Genomic DNA, 14,427 nt, shown 5'->3' on the forward strand with positions numbered 1-14,427 from the left:
AAATCAGCAGGGCTTTGAATTATTTGATTTTGCTTTCATTAAGCAGATTCAGAAATCCATTCTTCAATGCGACTCTTAGACATCGCACCCAGGTGAGTAGCAGCCACTTTACCACCGTTGAAAATCATCAAAGTTGGTAGGCCACGAACACCAAAACGGCCAGAAGTCATTGGGTTTTCATCAACATTGATTTTGACAATTTTAATGTCGCCATCTTTTTCTTTAGCCAATGCTTCAAGGTGAGGGCTAACTTGCTTACATGGGCCACACCATTCCGCCCAAAAGTCCACAACAATTGTGCCTTCAGCTTGGATTACATCTTCGTCAAATTTGTCGTCAGTCGTGTCAATCACGCTCATTTTTTGTCTCCATTAGAAACTCTTTGAATTGCAAATAGTGCATTTTTTCAAAATTAACACCCATGCTGTGTTTCAAACTGAATGAATTTATCTTCACGGCTATGTGAGGTCGCCTAAAGCCTTGTCCATTCTGTCTGCATCAAGCTCCATTAATTTTGGTCCGTCCGTCCAAACGATAGCGCACCTTATCTGTTTGTCAGGATATGCTGATTCGAGAACAGCGCGATACGCTGCCATTTGTGCTGTATATGTTGGGCCCATGTCTTCTTCGCGTGCGGGAGCAGGGCGATCTGTTTTAAAGTCCACAATCAACACGGAAGTGTCTGTAATGACCAATCTGTCGACGCGACCGTTGATAAGTAAGCCTTTGGGAAGTTTGGCGTCATTGCCGCCAACAATAGGCACCTCAGCTTTGCTGTTTTCACCAAATATGGGATCAAATTTTGGATCATCGAGCACTTCTATAGCGCGATCGTACATTTCCTCACATTCTGGCTGAGAAAGCTCGGGATCACGCGTGAGGAAGTGCATGGCATGCTTGCGCCAATCTTCTTTGGGGATGTCTGGCAGGGTTTGCAGCAAAGTGTGGATCAGGCGACCACGCAAAAGCTGCTTGGGACGCGATTCCATGAAGGGAGGCAATACGGCAGGTTCATCTCCCAATAAAGAAGACGGGGCAGCATAACGGTTTCCTTGGCTCTCCCTTGGAACCATTTCAGTTATCCAATCAGGCACATATTCTTTTTCAATCGTAACTTCATGAGCTGCTTTATCTGTGAAGAGAGGTGATCCAAACTCATAAGCTATTGGTGTGTCAGCATCATCTGTATTTTCAATGTTAGGATCTTCAATAACACGTGCCAAATCTTTATCGACAAGGCGCCGCATAGCCTTGTAACATGTTGCAAACCATGAGCTTTCTGAATGCCCTGTCTTACTTTTTGCGCCACCCGACCACGGCCCACATATCAGCAGGCGGTCCTGAGCGCGGGTGAGTGCCACATAGAGTAGGCGGCGATGTTCCCGAACTGCTTTGGCATCAGCAAGAAGCCTGAGCTTGGATGCAATCTGCGTGTCTTGTTTGGCTGAGCCAGACCAGATTGGCATGCCTGCGGGTAAATCCGTGCCATCATCTTCTTCAGTCATTAGCAGGTTGTTGTCGACGCCAGATTTTGTCGCCGCACATGTATCGGGAACGATGACAATCGGTGCTTCAAGACCTTTGGATCCGTGCACAGTCATCACACGTACTTCATCTTGAGGGCCTGATAGCTCGCGTTTAACTTCTCCACCTGATTTTTCAATCGTAGCTAAGAATAGTTGCAAAGATGAGGGGCCTTTAGCATCAAATCCAGCCGCACGATCCATCAATGCTGTGATCGGTTCGCGGGCTGGAGCACCAAGGCGTGATTGAATTTTCTGCCAACCATCCAGCCCGTCATGCCCGATGGTTTCCAGCACTGCGATGAAGAATTCATAGGGTTGGATATGGCGGCGCTCTATACATGCTTGAAGGAAATCTCGTATTGGCGCGATTTCTTCCATTTCGCTTTCCAAGACGCGTGACCAGAGGCTAGCCTCACCACGATCATGTGCAAGTGGAAAGAGGTGGTCATTCTCGTTTAGCCCGCCAAATGGTCCGGTGAGAATTTCAGCAAGCGTGAGGTCATCTTGCGGGCAGAGCGCAAAGCGGATGAGGTTTAGCAAATCTTGCACGGGTAGCGAATCTAAAAGCTCAATACGGTCTGCCCCTGCTACGGGTATGTCATGTGTTTTGAGAGATTTGATAATTGCATCAAATAGGCCACCTTTACGGCCCCTTACCAGTATTAGAACATCACCTGGACGTGCTGGGCGTATCTCGCCTTCATCGGAAATGGCTTGTTTGGTATCGATAATATTGCGGATCCATTTGGCAATACGATCGGCTAATTCAGCTTTGGGGTTTGATTCTAAATCCTGTCCTAATGGTGCATCCCAAGGTGTTGATTCTTCATTCACTTTAGGGCGCACTAGAGGCCATAATTCAACACACCCTTTATGATCTTTTCTAAAGGGTAAATGTCGCATCACATTGCCATCTTCAGGCGGCGCAATTGAAAAGGGCGCTTCGCCCTGAAGAGCGCCCACATCAAAAGCTTCATCCACAAATGCCAATACTTCCGGAGCAGACCGAAACGACATCAAGATGTCAGGCGTTTTGTTGTCCAATTGAGCGCGGTAGCTGTCTTCAATAAATTCCTGACGTTTGGACAGGAATTTTTCTGGATCAGCGCCTTGGAAGGAATAGATGGATTGTTTTTCATCTCCCACCACAAAAAGTGTACGTGGATTTTCATATTCTACGCCTTCACCTGCAAAGAATTGCTCAGTCAGGGCGTTTAGCAATTTCCATTGTTCAGGGCTGGTGTCTTGGGCTTCATCCAGCAATATGTGAGACAAGCCGCCTTCAAGTTTCCACAACACCCATTGTGACATGGTGCTTGTTCTAAGCAAGCCAGCAGCGCTTTCAATCAGATCATCAAAATCCATGGCCGCACGGCGACGCTTTTGCCGCGCATAATCAGAGAAAACAATGCTGGAGAGGCGCAATAGAGCGGCTGAGCGTTCATAGGCTTCACGTGCATTGATCTTTTCCAGCAACACCTTCATCCGGTAAACTTCTTCACCTTCGGGAATGGTTTTGATCTGGAAAAGCTCTTCGATCTCAGGATTGGTTTTGGCGACCTTTGCGGTATATGGATTGGATTTTCTAAACTCTCCTGTTGAAGTCAGGAAAATACGTTTATAGGCCGCAAATTTACTTTCGGATGTTGTACCTAGAGCAACAATTTCAAGAGCTTGTGCTGTAGATTGATCAGACTTTCCACCATCATAAAGCGGTGCGATAAACGGTTTGAGTTTATCTAGCGGCAGGGCCGGTCCCATCGCATAATCTAAAAGCTCGGACACGGTTTGGTCTTCAGCATTTAGAGCAAGCTTTAGCCGCGATAAAGCTGCATCCAATCCGCCGCTATCTTTGATAAATTTTGTGATTGCAGCTTGCTTGAAGGAGAGAGCACGTAATGGTCCTGCAAGGCCATTTCCACCCGCTGCTAACGCAGCAGTTTTCAGCGCCTGTTTTAGTTCTTCCTCTTTGTTTGGATCATCATGAGCAGTATCTTCTGCCAGTTTGGCCATCGCCAAATCCCACAGGCGAGAAGCGTCCAAATCATCCAGCTCTTTAAAGCCGGGGGCAACATGAGCCTCCAACGGAAAACGGCGCAGCAATCGACCACAAAAAGCATGAATGGTCTCGATACGCAAACCACCGGGTGTTTCAAGCGCGAGTGCGAAGAGTTCACGTGCTTTGCCAAGTTCTTCTAGCGTGTAGTCTTTGATATTGCGCGCCTGAAGCTCTGCCAATTGCTTGGCGAGTTCATTGTCATCAGCCACACACCAACCACCCAGACGCTTAAACAAGCGACCTTGCATTTCAGATGCGGCGGCTTTCGTGTAGGTCACACACATAATGGCATCAGGCTGCACACCATTGAGAAGTAAGCGAGCCACACGGTCGATCAGAACTTTTGTTTTTCCCGATCCAGCATTCGCTGATACCCACGCTGAATGGGTTGGTGTTGCGGCATCAAACTGACCTTTAACAGTGAGGTCGTAATCTTTCCAACCCGTCTCGTTTATCATGCGCTGTCTCCCGCATCAGAAGTCCATTCATCGCGTCGGGCGAGGCGGTCATAGTCAGATACTGACCAAGTAAACTCAGCGCGCGGTTTGGAATAATAGGGTTGGCCTGCAGTAGCATAGGATTGCACGAGTTTGACAAATCCGTCTCGTGCTTTTTGGGCTTCGGCCATCGGGCCTTCATCAAGTTTCACTGGTTGCCCATTGTCTGCTTTGGTGGAGGCAGCACCCGGAGCTAGCGATACATAAATAAGTTGCGAGGTATCTGCGGCAGGAAGTTTTGGAAAACCGCCTCCGGCAGCAATCGCAGCTTCCAAGGGCAATTGCGGTTCAAGACCTGATTGCAATTGTTTTTTGGTTTTTGGTGTGCCGGTTTTAAAATCGATAATGGCGAACGTGTTATCTTTTAGTAGATCAATGCGGTCAGCTTTCGCCGTCAGGCGATATTTTCGGCCCGCTATTTCAAAATCTAATCCGCCTTCGAGCTCAAGATGTTTTTCGCGGGTCATAGGTTCGCGTTCATCTCGCCATTTGATGTAAGCATCTGCTGCTCGTGACCATAAAGGGCGGTTTAGCTCTAGCGTTGTGTCGATTTCTCCTGCTCTTTTGAGTTCCTCATGGATAAGGCCAATGACACTGCCGCCTTCTAATTCATAACGTTCTACAGCTGCGTGAATAGCCGTTCCGCGTTCGGCAGGGCCGGGTTCAGCTCCCACGGGTGGCATCGGGTTTAGTTTAAGAATATCTGAGGCATAGACAGCATAAGGGTCACGGATGAGCCTTGCCACACGAGAAACAGAAAATTTAGTCGGTCGTGCATCGACTGGAGGAGCTGGCGCGGGCGCTGCAGTCGGAGAGACAGCTTTGACTTTCCTCATTGATCTCGCCCAGACAAGTGGATTGTCCTTGGTCTCAGGTGTCAATGCAGCATCAACAGCTTCAGGTGTTCCTAATCCGCCCGCAGCCAATGTGCGCAGGCGCCATAGCCAGCGAGACGCGACAGAAGGTTTATCATCTACCCGCTTGGAACGGACAAGTTTCACGTCTGGTGCGCAGGCGAGCTGGGCAAAGTCATGAGCTGATAGTCCAAGGCGCTCTTCTGGATCTGGCAGTCCGAGTTCCTTGCGCAGACGTTTTGGCAAAAAACTATCGGCGGCAGCGGCAGCAGGCCAAGAATTCTCATTGAGGCTAGAGAGAATAATCACATCGCGCATTTGTTGACGTGCTTCTAGTGGCCCCCAAATCGCAAGGCGGGGATGCTCGCCACCTTTGGGAGGAATAGCGCTTTCAGCGGCGATGGCTTCAGCAAATTCAGTCCATAAATCTGGTGGAACAGGTCCAAGTTCTGCGGCAATTTCTGCTAATGTCTCCAAATAGCGTGCCGCTTGCGCGCCTTCTGTACCTCGCCAAAGCCGTGTTGCGCCTGTTTCTTCTGAGCTTGAGACCAGGCGTTCTGCAAGGCGTGCGCTAGCTCGCGCGAAACTAGTGCCGTCAATGTCTTGCTGCATTGTGCTCGGCCGGATTTCACACTGGCGAGCAGCTGACGCCAAGTCTCGAATAAGCTGTGCAGACTGCGCTCGGTTTTGCATCCCTAATCGATCTGCAAGGTCATCGAGCGTGGTATATCGACGAGGGCCGCGCACTGTGCCTTTTTCGCGAAATTCGTTTTTGTGGGATTCTAATTCGATGAGGGCCGTTTGGAAATTTGCATCGTCCCATCCAACGCGCACGAGCGGATGTTTGAGGAGAGATAAGAGTTGAACCGGATCGCCTTCATCGCGCAACCACTGGAACATCAACGCAAACAAAGAACCGTGTGGTGTCTGCATAAAAGGCGTACCAGAGGATGGGGGGATATCAACGCCCCAACGCGTCATCAAAGATGATACGCGACGTACCAATGAACCATCAGGGGATACAAGTGCTGCTGTTTTGCCGGGTGTTTGCAGGGCTTCACGAAGCAGCAGCGCGCAGGTCAAAGCTTCTTCTGATTCATCTTCTGCCTCTATGAGAGAGAGACCATTTAAACCAGACGTTACCAATTGTTCGGGGCTATTGTCACCGGATAATTCCTTTAGGCGACTAGTCCAATCCTTAGTGGTTGAAGCAGGGGCAAGGGCTTCATTGATGAGCTTGCGGCGTGCCTCATTGTCGGGTGTTTCATGTGTGTGTGGCCAACGAATGACATGTGAGCGGTCTATACCAAGCTTGCGTAGTGCGCGTTGCAATGTGTGTTGAGGGTGGCTGGGGCTTGAAGCAATGGCTCGCCATGCATCGTTTGAGACATCGGGGTCCAGACCTGGCAACACAATAGCGCCCTTGGGCAAACCCATAACGGCTTGCATAAGTATACGAGTCGCGGGTGTAGCCCCTGTAGACCCCGCTATGACGATAGGGTGATGGGGTGGTCTGCTCGTCCATGTATTGGCTAGCGTTTGAGCTGCAGCTACGCGGCGGGCCATTGGGTCGGTTGCGCCTTGTTCTTCAAGGTGGGCAGGCCAAGCTGAAGCGATAATTTCTAGAAAATCCGCGGATTGTTTCCAGTGGGCTGCAAGGTCTGTATTTTCAACAAGGCTTTGAAGTTTTGACCAATCTGTTCCTTCGCCCATAGCGGATTGATCCAGCAAACTGCCTAGTTGATCGGCGGCTGCAATGGCTGAGCGGGGCGGAAGAGGTTCTCCATGTGCTTTTGTTTGCCAAAATTGAACTAAACGAGCTAATGCCCCGCGTCGTTTGGCGGAAGATAGCGGTGGTCCGAGTTCGAGTTCCGAGACACCAATAGGGGCAATCGTGTGGTCATCTTCCAGATCACCCAAAACGCGAATTTCAGGAGCAATGAGGGCTTTGTGTCCCGCTTCAGTGGCAAGCTGATGGAAGGCTTCGGCAATCGCACGGGAAGAACGCTTGTTTGGACAAAAAATAACGGTATCTGCCAAAGCTGTTGCATTGCCTGCCAGATCCAAATTTTCCGCCAAAGCTTTTGCAAGCGTGTCCAGAAAACTTACCGCTGGCGGGATAGTGAAGATACGAGGATTGCGCTGGTTGAATATTTCTGCAGCAGCTATGGGAGATGAATTCATGCTGTTCTCTGTTCAATCAAGGCGCTCGCATCTTCAACAGCCTGCGGATCTCCAACATGCATCCAGAATGGGGTCATAACATGCCCGAAAAGGCGGTTTTTAGCAGCGCTTTCATTCCAATAAACATTGGCTGAAAATTTCTCGATCTTCAGATGAGATATTGTTGTTGGATTGAACGCATAAATGCCTGAGAAGACATATTGTGCTTCGGGCTTATCTCCGCGTCGAATGAGTTGCATATCTTCTGCGAGATCAAAATCTCCCAAACCATGATATCCCATTGAATTTTCTCGGCGAGCAAGAAGCAGAAGGCTATCCATTTTATCCGGATCAAAGGCGGAAACTAATGAATTGATGGTTTGACCATCATCATTGAGCCAAAAAGCGTCAGTATTGCAAACCAGCACTGGATCGTTGCCAAGCAGGGGGAGCGCTTTTACAACACCGCCGCCTGTCTCTAGCAATTCATCACGTTCATCAGAAAAGACAACTTCAATATCAGTTCGCTTTGCAAAATGAGCTTCCACCATATCGGCTAGGTAGTGAACATTGATCACCGCTTTTTCCACGCCTGCAGTGATGAGATTATCCAGCGTGCGGTCAATCAGAGTGCGGCCAGCCACTTCGATAAGCGGCTTGGGACAGTTATCCGTCAGTGGACGCATGCGAGTGCCCATGCCTGCAGCCATAAGCATGGCGGTTTTGATAGTCATCAAGCAAGCTCCAATATGTGGGGGGCTATGGATTGGAAAACGCTGCGCATATCGTTGAGTGCAGGGTGGTTCAGGTTTTGAGCTAAAAGCTGTAACTGTCTTGGCTGGAAAGTATTGTATTTGGGTTTGTTGTCCCGCTTTACGAGGCGGGCAAATACACCTGCCACGCGCAAGGCATTGAGTGCTCCAAGTACGGCCAAGCGTTTATCAAACTCTTCTCGTGATCCACCTGTTTCATCCAGATAAGATAAAATGGCTGCTTCTTTTGCAGTTTGGGTGACATTGCGGCGGGCATCTTGGAGCAGCATGGCAAAATCCCATTCGCCCCATCCAAGTACGGCGTCTTGAAAGTCTAGCAGACCGACTTTTTTGGGACCTATTCGTTCAGGTAACCAGATTAGATTTTCAGCGTGATAGTCGCGCATGATTAAAGCGCGCGGAAAAGACAGTGCTTGGTCTATAAGCCCTTGTTTAGCTTTTTCCCAATTATTTCGGCCTTCATCACTGACTTGAACTTTATCATCGTAAGCAGGCATCCAATCTACAAATAGGTCCGCATTGATGGAGAGTGCTAAACGGTCAAATTCCAAAATAGGCCATTGTGTATTTCCTGCAGGAAGAGAGGGCGGCACAGGTATTTGATGCACAATCGCCAAGGCTTTGGCTGCAGCAGCATAAAGACGTGGTTCGTCTTCACCTTGTTCTATCACTCTGGCAAAGATGGCATCTCCAAAATCTTCTAGCAGGGCAAAGCCATTTTCGAGATCAAATGCGAGGATTTTGGGTGCCGAAAGTCCAATATTGGTGAGGTGCTTTGCTATTGCCACGAAAGCTTCCACGCGGCTTGCAGCAAGACGAGACTGCGCATTCCATCCCATTTCATTACGCTTTGCTTCATCTGCATCCACAGGACACGGCGCACCTTCAGCTTGGATGGGGGCATCCATGAACATAAGTGTTTGAGAACCTGCATTGCGGCTAAGTCGCTCATAGCGACGTGTGGATGCATCAGCAGCGAGGGGTGTGCGTTCTGCATCTCCCCATCCATTGGCTTGCAAAAAGGAGAGGCGTAATTCTTCACGGGAAGGGGAGTTAGAAGTTTGCAAGGCGAGCATTCCAATCTTCACCATGTGCAGACAAAGTCGCGGTTCGTCCCTCATTAGTGAATTCAAGTTGTATGTCTAAGCGGTATTTTGGTAATTTCTCACCCATACGAATTGGCCATTCTATCAAGGCTAATCCGTCAATTGTATCTTCAAAGCCTAATTCATCGATTTCAGCATCATCTTCGATGCGGTACATATCGTAGTGCCAGATCGGAAAATAAGGTCCTTCATATGTTTGAACGAGTGTGAATGTTGGGCTTTGGACATCTATTTCAGGTTCGTTGAGTAGAGCTCTTATCAAACCGCGTGAGAGTGTCGTTTTGCCTGCCCCTAAATCTCCCCAAAGAGCGATTACATCGCCGGCTTTGATGAGAGGAGCAATGCGAGTAGCAAATGAAAAGCTATCGTTCTCATTGGCCAGAGAGAATGTGAAGGATTTGTCAGTCGCTGTCATTTGGCATTGTTTCATAGGCGGATGAGGTTGTTTATAGTTAACCTTGATGACAAAACTCGCGGACAGACACAAGTTCTCTTTGTGTATCAATCACAGTGACTGCTGATAATTTGGATAAAGAGAAAGCTTGCATCAATTTAGTATGCGCCTTACATCAAGGCAAATTGGAGATACTGGTGATCATCAGTATTCAGCAATGCCTAATATATGCGGTCTTTTGATAGACAGATCGCAAGGATAAATTGAGAGAACGCACATAGATGGCCAAAATTACTTTTGTTGAGTTTGACGGAACAGAACACTCAGTCGACGCTAAAAATGGTTCTTCTGTCATGGAAGCTGCCATTCGAGAGAATGTACCTGGTATTGATGCTGATTGTGGTGGAGCATGTGCGTGTGCGACATGTCATGTCTACGTAGACAACTCATTCATAGAAAAAGTAGGCGCACCAAATGACATGGAGCAATCCATGCTTGATTTTGCTGAGAATGTGGAGAGCAATTCTCGTCTTTCATGTCAGATTACAGTGAAAGATAATTTGGAAGGCTTGGTTGTGCGTTTACCTGAATCACAAGGCTAACAGTCACCGCACAATCAAAAGGTTTAAAGCAGTCTAAGTTTAGGCTGCTTTTTCTTTGTTTAAATTTTGAACTTCTGCTTCTAAATCGTGAGCCAGAGAATTGATTGCAGGCGTCCAGTTATTTAGTGCTTTGGGGCAATACATTTTTGTATTTGGATACCAAGGCATCTGATCCGTCCCAAGCTTAGTCCATGCGTTTTGAGGCCATAATAACCAAAAGGGAGCGCCCGCAGCAGCTGCAAGGTTGGTTGTTGCGTTCATGGGGCCCACCACTAAGTCTAGTGCCTGACAAAGAGCTGTGATGTCATCAAGATCTTGCTTTAGGTCTATACCTTCAAGAGTGTGGATGTTTACTCCAAGTTTTTCCTTGGCAAATTTTAGATCATTGGCGGCGTCGCCATATTGTAGATTTATCCAAGTGATGCCGGGTGTTTGCAAAATAGGACGCCATGCATCAAATCCGGCAAAGTTACGACCACGCTTTATATCCATAACGGCGGATTTCCAGACGAGGCCAGTTTTGGGGCCCGAAGGAAGTTTTTCAAGTTCTGCCTTCCAATATGCCACACGCTCTGGATCAGGTTTGAGGAAACCCTCAATTGGTTGGGCAAATTGAGAAAGGTCGGTTCTAATGTGTTTAAGCGGTGCGCCAAGAGGGGCCCAAAAGTCGAAGTGTTTGATGTCTTCCTGATTTAGGATGACGCGCTTTTTAATCCCCTCAACAGTACCTGTCTTATGACCGTAGAAGTCTATTTTTGGAAATGAACGTTCGAATAGGGGGATCAACCGAGGCTCAATTGCAACGCCAAGCGTGCCATCATTTCCTATCAATTCAAGAACGTCGTTTAGCATGGAAGAAAATAGAACTTCATCTCCAAGCCCTTGTTCTCCTACAAGCAGGAGTTTTTTTCCTTTAAGGTCTTCGTCTTTCCAATGGGGTAGAGGGATTAGGAAATCCAAGAAATCAGGGGCGTGTTTGTGTTGCCTGATTTCGTATTCTTTCCAACCTTTTTCTAAGTCTCCGATGGCAAGCAATGCATTTGAACGTGCATTCAATGTTGCTATCTGAGAAAATGAACCTTCATCATGGTATTTTAGAGCATTGTCGAAGTGGGCAACTGCTTCGTTGCAATTCCCATCTGTTAAATGCGTAAAGCCGAGATTGTGATGCGCTCGTCCAGAGCTTGGTGCCAAGCGCACGGCTTCGGTGTGAAATTGAATAGCTTCTTCTGTTTGTAATTGGAAAATGGCTGTTGAGCCAATTGCGGACCACAATTCCGATTGTTCTGGGTGTTGATAGAGAGCTGTTCTTAAAAGCTCAATTGAGCTGTCTAACTCTCCTTTATCACGAAGTACATTTCCCAGATTATTTTTTGGTTGCCAACAATCGGGCGCTATTTGTGATTCAAGACGGAAGAATGTTTCTGCAGCGTCTAGTTTGTTCATGCGCCAGCAGAGTAGGCCAGTGTTCCGATATAATTCTGCATTATTGGGTTCGTACTTGATAGCTCTATTATAGAACTGCAAAGCCAGCTCAAATTTATCCATTCTATCGAGTGCAATTGCCGCGACATGGTTTGCTAAAGGGCTGGTTTCATCGATGTCTAGCGCTGCTAGAGCTTCTTTTTGGGCTTCAATAAATTTATTTTGTTGAATTAATTGCGCTGCTTTTCGGCAATGCTTTTTCAATTTCTTTTTTTTCGGTGAGGCCGCGTTAACGCTAAGGTTGCTGGCTTCTTCAATGGCTTTAGATGCCATGATATTGCCCACTGCACCTTCGATCTGGCCGATTTGGGGAGCGTTCTCTGTCATGTTGGCCTGCCTTATGTCTCAACAAAATCTATATTTATAAAGACTGTTTGCCTGATTATTTTTAACAAACTGGAAACTGGAGTTTTCGCAATCGTTAAATCAGTCGTTAATAAACGGCAGCTAGGCTCTGTTTCATAAGGCGAGAAACGCCAGAAATTCGAGGCCAGAGAACATGCCATTAAAACTATCGTTGAAACCGCAAGAAAAATTCGTCGTGAACGGCGCAGTCCTTCAAAACGGTGATCGTAGGTGTGTCATGCTCTTGCAAAATAAGGCTTCGGTCCTGCGTGAAAAGGACATCATGCAGCCTGACGATGTGACCACGCCAGCTAAACGCATCTATTTCCCAGTGATGATGATGTATTTGGATGGAGGGTCACCCGGCGGGCAACAGTATGAGGAATTTGTTCTGCGTATCACTGAGTTTATGAACGCAATAACAAATGCTGACGTACTTAAGGAATGCGTATCGCTTTCACGCGATGTGATGGGTGGCGATTATTACAAAGCGCTAGGGCGCTGCCGTAAATTAATCGCGTACGAAGAGGAAGTTTTGGGCAATGTCAATTCAAGCCTACCAGAAGACAGCAAACAGGACCGCAGATCCGCGTGACGTTGAGTTTCGGCTTTTTGCTGAAGTAACACGCGATTTGCTTGAGGCACAAAAAGCAGAAAAACACGAGATTTCTAAAGTCGTGGCCGCGTTAGATAAAAACCGCCAAGTATGGGGGGCGATGGCTATGGACTGTGCGCAGCCGGGCAATGCGTTGCCTGAAGAATTGCGCGCGGGAATTATCTCACTTTCTATGTTTGTGAGCCGCCATACATCCGAGGCATCTCGCAATAGAGATGAAATTGAGACGTTGATCGAGATTAATCGCAATATTATGCAAGGTCTCACCGCTGCCAAAGGGCAGGGTCAACCTTCGAGTAATTCAACTGCTGCAGCATAGTAAAATTTATGTGATAAGAAAATTTTTAGCGCCGTTCTTGTGAGCGGCGCTTTTATTTTGCAGTTTTTTCCAAAAGATTGGTCTTTTTATAGGTGCGCATTGTGGCGCTAACAAAAAAGTTATTTGAAAGCAATTGTTTGCGAGGGGACGTTATTAGAATGTCTCTTTAAGTTTAGTTCCAAGTGAATAGCGATTGTTCTTTTGTGTGGGCGCACCCATCCGGGGGTGATTGAACATTCAAAGGGCTTTGAAATGAAAACCAATTTTCTTAAAATGTCTGCCATTTGCGCAGCAACGGTCGCTTTTGCTGGACAAGCCATTGCTGACAGCGGATTTTATATCTCAGGTGGATTGAATTCTACGAGTTTAACGCATGATGTAAGTCGCAATACTGGTTCCAACCTACCTAATACAGGTGCTTCAGGCGGACCAAGCGCAACCACGACTGATCGTGATACCGGGGCAAGTGTCTATATTGCTGGTGGGTATCGTTTTGATATTTTTGAAGATTCCTATTTGGAAGTAGAAGCTTTTTATGCGGACGAAAGTGCAGAAACACAAAATCTAAATGGCGTTTTGGTAAGCGAGTTGGAATTAAGCAATAGCTATGGCCTGGATTTGCATCTTGGGCAGCAAATTACTGAAAAATTTAGTATTTATGGTCTCGTTGGTGTTACTCAATATGAAGGTGATGCAAACCAGTTTTATACTTTTGCACCACCTGTGAGTGCGGTTGAATTTGAAGAAACTGCGTTTGTTTACGGGGCAGGAGTAGAGCTTGCTCTAACGGACAAATTATCAACTTTTGGAGAAGTGCGTCTTTCCAATGATGTTGATTTTGACACACCTGTTGATCAAGGCGGCATTCGCGCTGAAAACAATCTTGAATTCACGACAATTCGTTCTGGATTGAAATTCAAGTTTTAGCCAAGGCGTAGCATTATATAGAGGGTGGCATTTTGTGTGCCGCCCTTTATTCATTGAGCGTTCTAAGTTTTTCAGATAAAGCTTTGTGAGAGTGAACTATTTCCGATGCGCCAACTTCTATCAGTTGAGCTTTCAAATCCGGCCAAACATGCCCACCACCAAGAAATCCCCAAACTGTCATGTTGGCAGCGCGCGCCGCTTTTATCCCATTGATGCTGTCTTCAATTACAAGGCATTTTTCAGGTTTTACATTCAGTTGTTTTGCAGCAAATAGAAAAACATCAGGAGCTGGTTTTCCGCGTTCAACTTGCTGAGCAGAATATACATGAGGGTATACAATATCTGCCAAACCAACTTTGGATAGGTTTTCCTTCAACTCATCAATTTTAGAAGAAGAGGCCACCGCTTTTTTTCTATTCCACGCATTGAGGCTTAATTCCGCATCAGGAATTGCGGTAAGGTGCTCCTTAAAATGGTCATCTCTTGCTGCCCACATTTCGTCTAAAAGAGTAGGTGGGATAGCCGAGTTGTTTTGACTAAAATAATCCTGCGCCATTTTTATGCGCATTGAGATGTTGTCCATGCCAATAAATGACTGAGCAAACTCTAGTCTATCATAATGAAAGTTTCTCTCTTTTAAAAAATTCACTTCAAGATCAAGAGCTAACATCTCTGTATCAAGCAATACGCCATCGCAATCGAACAATACTGCATCAAACATTTTTTGTTTTTCCAAAAGAGGGATGAGATTGTTCTAAAGT

At 46.9% G+C, this 14,427-nt stretch carries 12 protein-coding genes; 4 read left to right on the forward strand and 8 right to left on the reverse strand.

Going from position 1 to position 14,427, the window contains the following annotated elements:
* Nucleotides 1-38: 38 nt before the first annotated feature.
* The 6 genes from trxA to tsaE all read right to left on the reverse strand — a co-directional run bounded on the left by trxA (nt 39) and on the right by tsaE (nt 9,393).
* Complete coding sequence (gene trxA, locus F551_RS0101565; protein WP_018995717.1) at nt 39-359, reverse strand: thioredoxin; 321 nt, start codon at nt 357-359, stop codon at nt 39-41.
* 99 nt (nt 360-458) lie between these two features.
* Nucleotides 459-4,043 (reverse strand): double-strand break repair helicase AddA, encoded by a 3,585-nt coding sequence (gene addA, locus F551_RS0101570; RefSeq protein WP_018995718.1) that lies wholly within the window; start codon nt 4,041-4,043, stop codon nt 459-461.
* Complete coding sequence (addB, locus tag F551_RS0101575; protein ID WP_018995719.1) at nt 4,040-7,120, reverse strand: double-strand break repair protein AddB; 3,081 nt, start codon at nt 7,118-7,120, stop codon at nt 4,040-4,042. The genes addA and addB overlap by 4 nt, the downstream gene beginning before the upstream one ends.
* Nucleotides 7,117-7,833: a nucleotidyltransferase family protein gene (locus tag F551_RS0101580; RefSeq protein WP_018995720.1), complete on the reverse strand. Its 717-nt coding sequence runs from the start codon at nt 7,831-7,833 to the stop codon at nt 7,117-7,119. Before F551_RS0101580 ends, addB begins: the two co-directional genes overlap by 4 nt.
* Nucleotides 7,833-8,948, reverse strand: coding sequence for an aminoglycoside phosphotransferase family protein (locus F551_RS0101585; protein WP_033404364.1), 1,116 nt, complete (start codon nt 8,946-8,948; stop codon nt 7,833-7,835). Before F551_RS0101585 ends, F551_RS0101580 begins: the two co-directional genes overlap by 1 nt.
* A complete protein-coding gene (gene tsaE, locus F551_RS0101590) occupies nt 8,926-9,393 on the reverse strand; it encodes a tRNA (adenosine(37)-N6)-threonylcarbamoyltransferase complex ATPase subunit type 1 TsaE (protein WP_018995722.1) in 468 nt (155 codons plus the stop codon). Before tsaE ends, F551_RS0101585 begins: the two co-directional genes overlap by 23 nt.
* 260 nt (nt 9,394-9,653) lie before the next feature.
* Between tsaE and F551_RS0101595 the strand changes: the two genes are divergently transcribed.
* Complete coding sequence (locus F551_RS0101595) at nt 9,654-9,974, forward strand: 2Fe-2S iron-sulfur cluster-binding protein (RefSeq protein ID WP_018995723.1); 321 nt, start codon at nt 9,654-9,656, stop codon at nt 9,972-9,974.
* 39 nt (nt 9,975-10,013) lie between these two features.
* Here F551_RS0101595 and F551_RS0101600 read toward each other — a convergent pair whose 3' ends face one another.
* Nucleotides 10,014-11,786 (reverse strand): tetratricopeptide repeat protein, encoded by a 1,773-nt coding sequence (locus F551_RS0101600; protein ID WP_018995724.1) that lies wholly within the window; start codon nt 11,784-11,786, stop codon nt 10,014-10,016.
* A 172-nt stretch (nt 11,787-11,958) separates the two neighbouring features.
* On the opposite strand from F551_RS0101600, the gene flbT reads away from it, so the two are divergent.
* From flbT to F551_RS0101615, 3 genes are all read left to right on the forward strand, one after another.
* Nucleotides 11,959-12,399 carry a flagellar biosynthesis repressor FlbT gene (gene flbT / locus F551_RS0101605; protein ID WP_018995725.1) on the forward strand — a complete coding sequence of 147 codons (441 nt, stop codon included), beginning with the start codon at nt 11,959-11,961 and terminating at the stop codon, nt 12,397-12,399.
* The gene (gene flaF / locus F551_RS0101610; protein ID WP_018995726.1) at nt 12,347-12,739 is read left to right on the forward strand and encodes a flagellar biosynthesis regulator FlaF; all 393 of its coding nucleotides are present in this window, start codon (nt 12,347-12,349) and stop codon (nt 12,737-12,739) included. The genes flbT and flaF overlap by 53 nt, the downstream gene beginning before the upstream one ends.
* Nucleotides 12,740-12,991: 252 nt before the next feature.
* Entirely contained in the window at nt 12,992-13,666 is a 675-nt protein-coding gene (locus F551_RS0101615) for an outer membrane protein (protein ID WP_018995727.1), read from the forward strand.
* Nucleotides 13,667-13,712: 46 nt separating this feature from the next.
* On the opposite strand, the gene F551_RS0101620 is transcribed toward F551_RS0101615, so the two are convergent.
* Nucleotides 13,713-14,387 carry an HAD family hydrolase gene (locus F551_RS0101620; protein ID WP_018995728.1) on the reverse strand — a complete coding sequence of 225 codons (675 nt, stop codon included), beginning with the start codon at nt 14,385-14,387 and terminating at the stop codon, nt 13,713-13,715.
* Nucleotides 14,388-14,427 lie beyond the last annotated feature (40 nt).

Source organism: Hirschia maritima DSM 19733 (assembly GCF_000378345.1).
GTDB lineage: Bacteria > Pseudomonadota > Alphaproteobacteria > Caulobacterales > Hyphomonadaceae > Hirschia > Hirschia maritima.